At 66.4% G+C, this 12122-nt stretch carries 10 protein-coding genes; 5 read left to right on the top strand and 5 right to left on the bottom strand.

Translation table 11 applies throughout. The features are described 5' to 3' along the window. Positions 1 to 26: 26 nt before the first annotated feature. The 4 genes from ACIGJD_RS20005 to ACIGJD_RS19990 all read right to left on the bottom strand — a co-directional run bounded on the left by ACIGJD_RS20005 (position 27) and on the right by ACIGJD_RS19990 (position 4393). Positions 27 to 263, bottom strand: a complete 237-nt coding sequence (locus ACIGJD_RS20005; protein WP_236800316.1) for a hypothetical protein — start codon at positions 261 to 263, stop codon at positions 27 to 29. A 105-nt stretch (positions 264 to 368) separates the two neighbouring features. After that, positions 369 to 1619 carry a pyridoxal phosphate-dependent aminotransferase gene (locus ACIGJD_RS20000; protein ID WP_483687656.1) on the bottom strand — a complete coding sequence of 417 codons (1251 nt, stop codon included), beginning with the start codon at positions 1617 to 1619 and terminating at the stop codon, positions 369 to 371. Positions 1620 to 1658: 39 nt separating this feature from the next. After that, positions 1659 to 3353, bottom strand: coding sequence for an alpha-amylase family protein (locus tag ACIGJD_RS19995; protein ID WP_483687655.1), 1695 nt, complete (start codon positions 3351 to 3353; stop codon positions 1659 to 1661). Continuing rightward, on the bottom strand, positions 3350 to 4393 hold the full coding sequence (locus ACIGJD_RS19990; RefSeq protein ID WP_483689550.1) for a TIGR03885 family FMN-dependent LLM class oxidoreductase: 1044 nt from the start codon (positions 4391 to 4393) through the stop codon (positions 3350 to 3352). Before ACIGJD_RS19990 ends, ACIGJD_RS19995 begins: the two co-directional genes overlap by 4 nt. Positions 4394 to 4560: 167 nt before the next feature. On the opposite strand from ACIGJD_RS19990, the gene ACIGJD_RS19985 reads away from it, so the two are divergent. Then, positions 4561 to 5484: an AEC family transporter gene (locus ACIGJD_RS19985; RefSeq protein WP_483687654.1), complete on the top strand. Its 924-nt coding sequence runs from the start codon at positions 4561 to 4563 to the stop codon at positions 5482 to 5484. Positions 5485 to 5536: 52 nt separating this feature from the next. Beyond that, positions 5537 to 6625 carry an ATP-dependent DNA ligase gene (locus ACIGJD_RS19980; RefSeq protein ID WP_483687653.1) on the top strand — a complete coding sequence of 363 codons (1089 nt, stop codon included), beginning with the start codon at positions 5537 to 5539 and terminating at the stop codon, positions 6623 to 6625. Positions 6626 to 6732: 107 nt separating this feature from the next. On the opposite strand, the gene ACIGJD_RS19975 is transcribed toward ACIGJD_RS19980, so the two are convergent. Next, positions 6733 to 8052, bottom strand: coding sequence for an MFS transporter (locus ACIGJD_RS19975; RefSeq protein ID WP_483687652.1), 1320 nt, complete (start codon positions 8050 to 8052; stop codon positions 6733 to 6735). Between the two features lie 233 nt (positions 8053 to 8285). Here ACIGJD_RS19975 and ACIGJD_RS19970 point away from each other — a divergent pair, with 233 nt between their 5' ends. The 3 genes from ACIGJD_RS19970 (at position 8286) to ACIGJD_RS19960 (ending at position 12074) form a co-directional block, all read left to right on the top strand. Beyond that, a complete protein-coding gene (locus ACIGJD_RS19970) occupies positions 8286 to 9149 on the top strand; it encodes an IclR family transcriptional regulator (protein WP_483687651.1) in 864 nt (287 codons plus the stop codon). A gap of 151 nt (positions 9150 to 9300) precedes the next feature. Next, positions 9301 to 10182, top strand: a complete 882-nt coding sequence (locus tag ACIGJD_RS19965) for a shikimate dehydrogenase (protein WP_483687650.1) — start codon at positions 9301 to 9303, stop codon at positions 10180 to 10182. Further along, positions 10182 to 12074: a bifunctional sugar phosphate isomerase/epimerase/4-hydroxyphenylpyruvate dioxygenase family protein gene (locus tag ACIGJD_RS19960; RefSeq protein WP_483687649.1), complete on the top strand. Its 1893-nt coding sequence runs from the start codon at positions 10182 to 10184 to the stop codon at positions 12072 to 12074. The genes ACIGJD_RS19965 and ACIGJD_RS19960 overlap by 1 nt, the downstream gene beginning before the upstream one ends. Positions 12075 to 12122: the final 48 nt, after the last annotated feature.

Genomic DNA, 12122 nt, shown 5'->3' with positions numbered 1-12122 from the left:
CGTCCGCCGCCCACCGCCCGGAAGTCCTAGGCCACCCGCCATACGCTGCACTCGTCCGTATTGATCGCCTTGCGGAGGCCGGTGAGCCGGTCCAGGATCCAGACGACGCCGATGCCCGGAGCAGTTTCCTGCACGCTGCCGCGGCGGATCACCACGTCGTCGTAGGAAGGCCCCACCGAGAGGCGGGCTTCGATTTCGTCACCGCGGTGGAGCTGGTCCAGTGCGCGGATTCTGGTTACATGCGGGGTCGCTTTCTTCAACATCGGGGCCTCCTGGCTGGAGCTGGTGCCGGCTCTTGCCTGCATTCACCAGTGTGGCGGCGCAATGTTGCGTACCGGTTTCCCCGCTGTTAGGAGCCGGTTAGTTCTTCACTCCGCCACTGTTTCCAGCTCATAGGCTGCGCCGCGGCTGCGGTAGGCGGCCAGGAAGGTGGAGATCCGGCGTACCGCTTCCTCGATTTCCCGCACCGACGGCAGGATGACGAAGCGGAAGTGATCGGGTGTGGGCCAGTTGAAGGCCGAGCCGTGCGACACCAGGATCTTCTGGTCCTTCAGCAGGTCCAGGACAAACTGTTCATCGCTGTCGATGGGGTAGAGCTCAGGGTCCAGCCGGGGGAACAGGTACATGGCGCCTGAGGCCGGAACGCACGTTACGCCGGGGATGGCGGTGAGAAGCTTGTGGGCCAGGTCCCGCTGTTCGCGGAGCCGCCCGCCCGGCTGCACCAGGGCGTTAATGCTCTGGTATCCGCCCAGGCAGGTCTGGATGGCGTGCTGGGCGGGAACGTTGGCGCACAGGCGCAGCGAGGCCAGCAGTTCCAGGCCCTCACGATAGGCGGCGGTGGCGGCCAGCGGCCCGGTGATGGCCACCCATCCGGCCCGGTAGCCGGGCATCCGGTAGGCCTTGGACAGGCCACTGAAGGTCAGGCAGCACACATCCTCGGCCACTGCCGCGGTGTGGATATGCTTGGCGTCTTCGTACAGCACCTTCTCGTAGATCTCGTCGGAGAACAGGACCAGGTTGTGCTTCCGTGCCAGGGCCGCGAACTGTTCCAGGATGTGGCGGGGGTAGACAGCACCGGTGGGGTTGTTCGGGTTGATGATAACGATGCCCTTGGTGCGGCTGGTGATCTTGGCTTCCACGTCGGCCATGTCCGGCCACCAGTTCTCCGCCTCATCGCAGAGGTAGTGCACTGGCTTGCCGCCGGTCAGGGTCACGGCGGCGGTCCACAGGGGGTAGTCCGGGGCCGGGACCAGGATCTGGTCACCGTTTTCCATGAACGCCTGCAGGCACATGGAGATCAGTTCGCTGACGCCGTTGCCGATCACAATGTCCTCGACGCCGATGTTCATCAGGCCGCGGGTCTGGTAGTACTGCGAGATTGCTGTCCGCGCGGTAAAGATGCCCTTCGAGTCGCTGTAGCCCTGGGCGCCGCGCAGGTGGTGGATCATGTCCACCACCACGGACTCCGGCGCTTCCAGGCCGAACGGGGCGGTGTCGCCGAGGTTCATTTTCAGGATCCGGTGCCCCTCGGCCTCCATGTTCTTGGCTGCCTGGAGGATGGGTCCGCGGAGTTCATACCGGACGTTCTGGAGTTTGCTGGAGTGCTGCATGGCGTGCATGGTTGATTTTTTCACAAAGAACGACGGCGGGCGGCCGGGTTACGGTGCCAGCCGGTCACCTTTGCGGTGCACGCGGAACCAGCGGCAGCCGTAGCGCCCCAGCTCCACCGTGAAGTCGCCGTCGGGCTCCAGGGCGACGTTGCCGCCGTCGAACAGGTCCAGCAGCATGGCGCCCCGGAAATCCGGGGCCGGACCATCGTCCGGCCCCACCTTTCCGTTGACCTTCACCGGCTCTTCGCTGAAGTTGTGCAGCAGCACCAGCGTCCCGCCCCCGGAACTGCACGTATGGGCGAACACCGCGGGCTCGCCCTGGTCGATGACCGCGAACTTTCCCCAGCCCAGCTCCGCTGCTTCGCGGTACCGTGCGATCAGCGTGGCCATGAAGTTGAACAGCGACTCCGGGTCCCGCTTGGCCGCGGCGGCGTTGACCCGGCCCGGCCCGTACTCCCCGCGCACCAGGGGTGCCACCAGGTCCGCGGGTTTGGCGCTGGAAAAACCGCCGTTCTCCTCGTTGTTCCACTGCATGGGCGTACGCACGGCACCGCGGCCCTCCTGGCGGAGGTCCTCGCCCATGCCGAGCTCCTCGCCATAAAAGAGCACCGGAGTGCCGGGGAGGGAGAACATCAGGGAGTACACCATCCGCAGGCGCTCCTGGTCCCCGTCGAGCATCGGCGGCAGCCTGCGCCGAAGTCCGCGCCCGTAGATCTGCATGTTCTTTTCGGGCCCGAACGCCGCGAAGACCTCCCGGCGCTCGCCGTCGGTGAGCCTGTCCAGTGTGAGCTCGTCATGGTTTCGCACGAACACGGCCCATTGGTTGTCCGGGTTGATCGGCGGCCGGCCCTTCAGCGTCTCCGCCAGGGGCCTTGCATCCTGCCGCGCCAGGGACAGGTAGAGGTGCTGCATGGACAGGAAGTCGAACTGCATGCTCAGTTCGTTGCCCTCGGCCCCGCCGAAGTACTCCAGCTGCTCCTGGTAGGACAGGTTCACCTCGCCCAGCAGCACCGCGCCGCCGTTGCGCCGGTTCACGAAACTTCGCAGGGCCCTGAGGTAGCCATGCGGGTTGATCCTGGCTGCCTGGTCCTTGGGCTCGCCCCTGGTCTCCAGGAAGAAGGGCACGGCATCCAGCCGGAACCCATCCAGGCCCAGCTCGAGCCACAGGCCCATCGCCTTGGCGATCTGGTCCCGGACCTTGGGATTCATGACGTTCAGGTCCGGCTGGTATTTGGCGAACATGTGCAGGTACCACTCGCCGGTGGCATCATCCCGGGTCCACAGCGAGTTCTCCTCCCCGGGGAACACCACCTCGGCGGAGGTGTCCGGGGGAGTGTCCTGCCGCCACACGTAGAAATCGCGGTACGGGTTGTCGGCCGATTTCCTGGCCTCCACGAACCACGGGTGCTGGTTGGAGGTGTGGTTCACCACGAAGTCCGCGATCACCCGCATCCCCCGGTCCTTTGCCGCGCGGATGAACTCCACCAGGTCGCCCAGGGTGCCGAGCCGGGGGTCCACGTTGAAGAAGTCCGTCACGTCATAGCCGTCGTCCCGGTCGGGGGACGGGTAGAACGGCATCAGCCAGATGCAGGTTACGCCCAGGGCGGCCAGGTAGTCCACCCGCTGGGTGAGGCCGGCAAAGTCCCCGGTGCCGTCGCCGTCGTCGTCATAGAACGTCTCCACGTCCAGGCAGTAGATGACGGCGTTCTTCCACCAGAGGTCCGTGGTTTCGGCGATCCTCATGCTGAAGAGTCCGACGCCGGGTTGGCAGCTGCCGCGGCCGGTTCCGGTTCAGCGGGGGTTCTTCCGCCCGGGTTTCCTGAGGGGGTGCGCAGCTGGGGGAGTACCTCCGCGGCGAAGGCGTCGATGAAGGCTGCCTGCTCCTGCCCCACGAAGTGCAGGTACAGCTCGTCGAAGCCAAGGTCCGCGTATCCGGCCAGCCACTCCACGTGCTGCTGGAGGTTGGCCGAGACGTTGGCCGCACTGCGTACCTGCTCCTCCGGCACATGCGCCCCCACCGTGTCGAAGTGCCCGGCGGTGGGCAGGTCCCAGGGGATGGGCGGGGCGAAGGTGTTGTTCCGCCACTGGTCCAGGGCAATGGCCACGGCTTCCTTCTCCGTGCCCGCCCAGGACAGGTGGACCTGCAGCACGGCCTTGCCCTTGCCGCCGTTGTCCCGGTAGGCGGCCAGCATGTCCCGCAGCTTTGGTGCCGGCTGGTTGATAGTGACCAGGCCGTCCGCCCAGGCGGCTGCGCGGCGCGCCGTCTCCACGCTGACGGCGGGGGCGATGAGCGGCGGCGGCTTATCCGGAACATCCCAGATCCGCGCCTGCTCCACGGTGACCAGGCCCCGGTGGGTGACCTCCCCGCCGCAGTGCAGGCGGCGGATGACGTCCACGCATTCCTCCAAACGGCGCTGCCTGATGTCCTTGGCAGGCCAGGCGTCCCCCGTGATGTGTTCGTTCATGTTCTCGCCACTGCCGGGAGCCAGCCAGAACCGCCCCGGAAACATGCTTGCCAGTGTTGCGGAGGCATGGGCGATGATGGCGGGGTGGTACCGCTGGCCGGGTGCCGTCACCACCCCGAACCGCAGACTGGTGGTGGCAAGCGCCGCGCCCAGCCAGGACCACGCGAAGCCGGCGTGCCCCTGCCGTTTGGACCATGGTTCGATATGGTCTGAGCACATGGCGGCGTCGAAGCCTGCGCGCTCCGCGTGCTGGACATCCTTGAGCAGCTGCCCGGGGCTGATCTGTTCGTGCGAAGCGTGGAGGCCGACGGTAACCATCATTAAGCTGTACCGTCCGGCAGGCGCCGTGTCGAGAGGCCGGGCAGGCGCCGGTGGGCCATTCTGTGGACGCTTTTAGGCGCAGCGCTCCTTATCCGATAAGTATGAAACTTGTAGTACTGCCTTCCTGCGGTAGTGCACGGCGTAACCGGAAGGAAGTACCCCAAGTGGGCGGTGTGCTCATCGGACTGGCGGTGATCGGCGTCGTCATCGCCGTCGGTTATGTCGCCGCGCGCTGCGGGCTGGGCGATGAACCCACCATCTCCGCCCTGACCCGGACCGCCTTCTTCATCACCAATCCGGTGCTGCTCTTCACGGTGGTGCTGAAATCGGACCTCTCCGTGGTCTTTTCCGCCTACGTTCCGCTTGCCGTCATCACCGCAGCGGTCACAGCACTGCTCTACGTTGCCGCCAGCCGCATCTGGTTCCGGCGCCCGGCGGCGGAAACAGCCCTTGGTGCCATGGCCGGTTCCTACGTCAACGCCAACAACATCGGCATCCCCATCACCCTCTATGCACTGGGTGACGCCACCCCCGTGGCCCCGGTCCTGCTGGTCCAGCTGCTGCTGTTCGCCCCGCTGGTCCTGACCCTGCTGGACCTGTCGGAGGCAGGCCGGTTCTCACCCCGGCTCATGCTCACGCAGCCCTTCCGGAACCCCATGATCATCGCCTCGCTCCTGGGGGTGGTCCTGGCTTCCTTCCACGTGAAGCTGCCGGACCCGGTGATGGCCCCACTGACCCTCCTGGGCGGCGCGGCGGTCCCCGTGGTGCTGCTGGCGTTCGGCATGTCGCTGCGGGGAACCAAGATGCTCCGGAGCGGCGGGCACACGGCGGAAATCCTCACTGCCACGGCACTGAAGTCCGCGGTGATGCCGGCGGTGGCGTTCGTCGTCGGGCGCTTCCTGTTCAACCTGGACCACCGGATGCTCCTGGGCGTGGTGCTCATGGCGGCGCTTCCCTCAGCCCAGAACGTTTTCCTGTTTGCCAGCAAGTACGGGCGCGGGGTGACCGTGGCACGGGAGACGATCCTGCTTTCCACCGCGGCCGCGGCGCCGGTGCTGGTGCTGATCGTTTGGCTGCTGGCAGCCTGAACCGGGCGCGCCGCCCTACCGCCCGGGGCGCCCGCCGGGCAAGAATGGGCACATGGAACTTCCCGTGATGCCGCCCGTCCCGCCCATGCTCGCCAAGGCCGTCAGCGGCATCGACGGCATCCCCGGCAGCGGGAACCTCAGCTATGAGCCCAAATGGGACGGCTTCCGGTCCATCATTTTCCGTGACGGCGATGACCTGGAGATCGGCAGCCGGAACGAAAAACCCATGACCCGCTACTTTCCGGAACTCGTTGCCGCGCTCAAGGAAAACCTGCCGCCGCGCTGCGTGGTGGACGGCGAGATCATCCTGGTGGGCGCGTCCGGTGACCGGCTTGATTTCGATGCCCTGCAGCAAAGGATCCATCCCGCCGCCAGCCGGGTGAAACTGCTGGCACAGCAGACACCCGCGAGTTTCGTGGCCTTCGACCTCCTGGCCCTGGACGATGACGACTACACCGGCAGGCCCTTTTCGGAACGGCGGGCGGCGCTGGAGAAAGCGCTCGCGGCCAGCAACGCACCGGTCCACCTCACCGCGGCCACCACGGACAAGGACACCGCCGCACAGTGGTTTGAGCAGTTCGAGGGGGCCGGGTTGGACGGCATCGTGGCCAAGCGGCTGGACGGCCGGTATGAGCCGGACAAGCGGGTGATGTTCAAGGTCAAGCACGAGCGCACCGCGGACTGCGTGGTGGCCGGCTACCGGCTGCACAAGAGCGGGCCGGACGCCATCGGTTCCCTGCTGCTGGGCCTGTACAAGGACGACGGCGGCCTGGCCAGCGTGGGCGTGATCGGCGCCTTCCCGATGAAGAAGCGGCAGGAATTGTTCGAACAGCTCCAGCCGCTGGTCACCGACTTCGAAGGCCACCCGTGGGCGTGGGGCAAGCAGGAAGAAGGCGAGCGGACGCCGCGGAACGCCGAAGGCAGCAGGTGGAGCGCAGGGAAGGATCTGTCGTTTGTTCCACTCCGGCCCGAACTGGTGGTGGAGGTCCGCTACGACCACATGGAGGGCGAACGCTTCCGCCACACGGCCCAGTTCAACCGGTGGCGGCCGGACCGGGACCCGGAATCCTGCACCTATGAGCAGCTTGAGGAGCCGGTGAACTTCGACCTGGCCTCGGTGCTGGAGACCGGCCGGGGGTAGCGGCTGCTGTAAAACTGGCCCAGTTTTAACGGGGGAGAGCCCGCCATTTGGTGGAATGGCGGGCTCTCCGGGCTGAAAACTGGGCCAGTCTGTGCGCGGCGGCGCTCCTACTTCAGGCCGAGCTGCTTGGTGGGCGTCCGGAAGGACTCCTTGGCGGTCAGCGCCGACACTGCGGCGACGGCACAGATGATGGCGGTGAAGATGGTGATCTGCACCCAGCCGCCGGGCTTGATGCCGCCCATGGCAGCGACGATGGCCGGGGCAAACCCTGCCATCAGGAAGCCCAGCTGGGTGCCGATGGCCAGGCCGGAGAAACGGACCTTGGTGCTGAACATTTCGGCGTAGAAGGATGGCCACACCGCGTTGGCGGCTGCGTAGCCGCCGGAGAAGTAGCCGATGGCAGCCAGGAACATCAGCGGGACGCTGCCGGATTCCAGGCTGAGCAGGAACACGGGGGTCAGGATCGCGCTGGCCAGGGCGCCGTAGATGAAGACGGGCTTGCGGCCGATCTTGTCCGCGAGCATTCCGAACAGCGGCTGGGTGCCCAGGGCCACGATGTTGGCGGCCACCACCAGCCAGAGGGTGGTGGTGCCGTCAACGCCGGCTACCGTCTTGGCGTAGCTGATGGCCAGGGTGCCGAACACCGTGGAGACGGCGGCAATGAAGGCGCAGCAGATCACGCGGAGGACATCGCGCCAGTGGCCCTTGAGCAGGTCGGCAACCGGGAGCTTGGCGATCTGCGCGGTCTTGCGGGCCTCCTCGAAGGCGGGCGGCTCGTGAAGGGTGCGGCGGATGAGGAACGCCACCACAACCACGGCGGCGCTGAGCCAGAACGGGATGCGCCAGCCGATGCCGAACTTGATCTCATCCGGCAGGGCCAGGACGGGAATGAACACCAGGGCTGCGAGGATCTGGCCACCCTGCGTTCCGGTGAGGGTCCAGGAGGTGAAGAAGGAACGGCGGTTGTCCGGGGCGTGCTCCAGGGTCATGGAGGAAGCGCCGGCCTGCTCGCCGGCGGCGGAGAGGCCCTGGCACAGCCGGGCCAGCACCAGCAGGGCCGGAGCCCACCAGCCAACGGTGCGGAAGTCCGGGAGGCAGCCAATGACGAAGGTGGACGCACCCATGAGCACCAGAGTGAACATCAGGACCTTCTGCCGGCCCACCCGGTCACCGAAGTGGCCCAGGATGATGGCGCCGACGGGGCGGGCCACATAGGCGAACCCGAAGGTGGCGAAGGACATGATGGCTGCGTTGGCATCGGCACTGGGGAAGAAGACCGTGGGGAAAATCAGCGCGGCGGCGGAGCCAAAGATAAAGAAGTCGTAGTACTCGACGGCGCTGCCCAGGAAGCTGGCGAGGGCGGCCTTCCGGGGCGTCCCGGCATGCGTGAGGGCACCCGCCCCTGCGGACGGAAGTGTCTTGCTCATGGTGTTCCTTTGGTGTGACGACATTGTCGCGGATGGATCTGGGGGTCGCAGCCGCCGCTGCCTTGGTGCGGGCGGGGCGTGATGCGGCTGGAGTCCGGAAAAGACCCGGCATAAGCAGCCACATGGTGGGAGCTGCTTGTGCGATACAGAAACTATGACTGTGAGGGCTGTCACCTGTCAAGAAAAATAATCACCATCTAGAAGTAGCTCTCACATTGTGGCAACATGGAGCTATGAGTGTGAACCAAACCACAGCGGTCAATGAAGAATCCGCTGCCGCAGTCCCCGCCGCGGAACCCGTGAATGCCATGCCGCCGGAGGGGAAGGTTGGCGGACGTCCTGCCGACCGCACGGACATGGTGGGCAAGGCCCTTGGCCTGCTTGTCCTGCTGGGGGACGAACCGCGCGGCGCAACCGCCGCGGATATTTCCCGCCGTGCGGAACTTCCCTTCAGCACCACTTACCGCCTGCTCGGCTCCCTGACCCGCGACGGCTTCGTCGACTACGAGCCGGACGGCCGCCGCTACCATCTGGGCCTGCGGATCTTCCAGCTGGGCCAGCGGGTCTCCAACCACCACGGCTTCGCGGGGACAGCCGTGCCCATCCTCCGCCGGGTCACCGAGCGGACCGGCGAGGCCAGCATCCTCAGTGTCCGCGACGGCCTGCACCACCTGACGGTCAGCAAGGTGGACGGGCCGCAGACTTTCCGTGTGACCAGCGACCCCGGCCACTTGGGCTCGCTCTCCACTACCGCGGTGGGCAAGGCCCTGGTGGCGTTCGCCGAGGATGCTGAACGGGAAAAACTGCTGGACGAGCTGCCGCTGGAAGAACTCACGGGGAAGTCGATCACCGACCGGGATGCCTTTAGGGCTGAAATCGGGAAGGTGCGCCGGCAGGGCTACGCCGTCATGGATGAGGAAAACGAGGCCGGAATGCGCGCAGTGGCCGTACCGCTGCTCAACGACCAGGGGCATGCCTTCGCCTCACTGGCAACAGCGGTGCCCGTCTTCCGCCTGGGCCTGGACGAGCTGATCGCCCACGTCCCCCTCCTGCAGGAAGCTGCCGCCGAGCTGGCGGCGAGGCTGCCGCAGCGGTAGCAGAACGCCAAATCAGACCCTACAAAGCCATTCTTGTTCGTATGTAGAACATAAGTGCGATAAGTGAACATTTGATGTACCGTAATCCCTATCACCTGCAGCGCGGCAAAGTTCCGCCGCTGCCAGGTGCTGTACCAAAGGAGCTGCACGCATGAGCAATCGAACTGAGTCCTACCTGGTGGGACTGGTTGGTGATGGCGTGATGCCATCGCTCACGCCGCCCATGCACGAACGGGAAGGTGACGTGCAGGGCCTGCGCTACCTGTACCGCCCCATCGACCTGCTGGAACTGGGGCTTACCGGAGAAGCCGTGGGTGCCATCCTGAACTGTGCCCGCACCCTGGGCTTCAACGGCCTGAACATCACCCATCCCTGCAAGCAGCTGGTCCTGGAGCACCTGGACGAAGTAAGCCCCGATGCGCGCCGGCTCGGCGCGGTCAATACGGTTGTCATCCGTGACGGCAAGTTCATTGGCCACAACACCGATTTCTCCGGCTTCGCCGCCGCGCTCGCCGCCGGACTTCCCGGGGCCCGGCTGGACCGCGTGGTGCAGCTTGGCGCCGGCGGCGCGGGATCCGCCGTTGCCTACGCCCTGCTCACCGCCGGCGTGCACACCCTGGACCTCGTGGACATGGACCCCGCCAGGGCAGCCGCACGGGCCGCCGAGCTGCAGGGCTTCTTCCCCCACAGCACCGTTACGGCACGCACGACGGCGGAGCTGCCGCAGCTGATGAGCCTGGCCGACGGTTTGGTGCACTGCACCCCGGTGGGCATGGCCGCCCATCCCGGCGTCCCGCTGGACCTTGACCTGCTGGAGTCCCGGCACTGGGTGGCGGACATCGTCTACCGTCCCATCGACACCGAACTGGTCCGGGGGGCCCGCGCCAAGGGCTGCGAGGTGCTGGACGGAGGCCGGATGGCGGTAGGCCAGGCCGCCGACGCCTTCCGGATCTTCACCGGGCTGGAGGCAGACCCGGACCGCATGCGCTCACACTTCCTGGAGCTCGTGGCCGCCGAGGAGGTGGCCGCCTGATGCGCACCGGGATCGCCACCGTCTGCCTCTCCGGCACCCTGAAGGAAAAGATGCAGGCCTGCGCCATCGCCGGCTTCGACGGCATCGAAATTTTCGAACAGGACCTGGTCACCTCCCCGCTCAGCCCCGAAGATGTGCGGAAGATGGCCGTGGACCTGGGCCTGGGCCTGGACCTGTACCAGCCGTTCAGGGACTTCGACGGCGTCACCCCGGACCTGCTGAAGGCAAACCTCCGGCGGGCGGAGGCGAAGTTCAAGCTCATGGCGCGCCTTGGCATGGACACCATCCTGGTGTGCTCCAACGTTGCCACCGCCACCATCGACGACGACGGCGTCCGCGCCGAACAGCTGGCGCAGCTGGCCAATCTGGCCGGCGACCACGGCGTCAAGGTTGCCTACGAGGCCCTGGCATGGGGAAAGTACGTCAACGACTATGAGCACGCCTACCGGTTGGTGGAGATGGTGGATCACCCCAACCTGGGCACCTGTTTGGACTCGTTCCACATCCTGAGCCGGGACTGGGACACCTCCCACATCGAGGCGTTCAACCCGGAGAAGATTTTTTTCGTCCAGGTGGCGGACGCCCCCAAGCTCTCCATGGATGTCCTCTCGTGGAGCCGCCACTACCGGGTGTTCCCCGGGGAGGGGCAGTTCGAGCTGGCCAAGTTCATGGGCCACGTGGTCCGCGCCGGCTACACCGGACCGGTCTCGCTCGAGGTCTTCAACGACGTCTTCCGCCAGTCCGATGTGGAGCGCACAGCCGTGGACGCCATGCGCTCGCTGATCTGGCTGGAAGAGCAGAGCGGCAAGTGGCTCGCAACCACCTCTGCCGCAGGCGCGCCCGGCAACGCAGGCGCGCTCCGCCGTCGTTATCCCATGGAACTTGCCACCCTGCCCAAGGTGAACGAGCCCGCCGGCTTCAACTTCGCCGAGGTGAAGGCGGACGATACCGCGCAGCTGGAGAAGCTCCTGGGCCAGCTGGGCTTCGCGTTCGAGGGCAGGCACCGGACCAAGGATGTCCAGCTGTGGACCATGGGCCAGGCACGGGTGATCATCAACGAACAGGCCGCGCAACACGCCGAGCCCGCCATCGCCGCGTTGGGGTTCGACGTCGATTCGCCCGTGATTGCCTCCGCCCGGGCCCAGCAGCTCAAGGCCCCCGTGGTGGCCCGAAAGGTGCAGGCGGACGAGGAAGTGTTTCAGGGCATCTCTGCTCCGGACTCCACCGAGATCTTCCTGTGCCAGGGCAGCCCCGACGGAACGGCGGCGTGGACCCATGAGTTCGGGGAAGGGCTGGAACACCCCTCCCCGGGCGCCAGCGCGGTCATCGACCACGTCAACCTTGCCCAGCCCTGGCAGCATTTCGATGAGGCCGTCCTCTTCTACACCAGTGCCCTGGCCCTGGAGCCCCAGCCCTTCGCCGAGGTGCCCAGCCCCAGCGGCCTGGTGCGCTCGCAGGTCATGCAGACCTCCGACGGCTCGGTGCGGCTGGTGCTGAACCTCGCCCCCATCCAGCAGGCACGGAACGAGGCCCGCAAGACCTACCAGGAGCACATCGCCTTCGCCGTGGATGATCTCGTGGCAACGGCCCGCGCCGCGCGGGACCGCGGCCTGGAGTTCCTGCAGATCCCTGCCAACTACTACGAGGACCTGGACGCCCGGTTCGATCTTGAGCCGGAATTCCTGGCCACTTTGCAGGAGCTCAACCTGCTCTTCGACCGGGACGCGGACGGGGAATTCCTGCACTTTTACACGGCCACCGTAGGCAGCGTGTTCTTCGAAATGGTGGAACGCCGCGGCAACTACGACGGTTACGGCGCGCCCAACGCCCCGGTGCGCCACGCAGTCCAGTACGACTCGCTGCACCGGAGCACCTGGACCCGGGACGCGTAGACCCGCATCACCCAAACCACGAACAGACGCAGGAACCAAACAGATCAG

This window comes from Arthrobacter sp. E1SS-5 (genome assembly GCF_057073715.1).
Note: the sequence above shows the minus strand (reverse complement) of the source record. Positions and strands in the feature narration are given on the sequence as shown.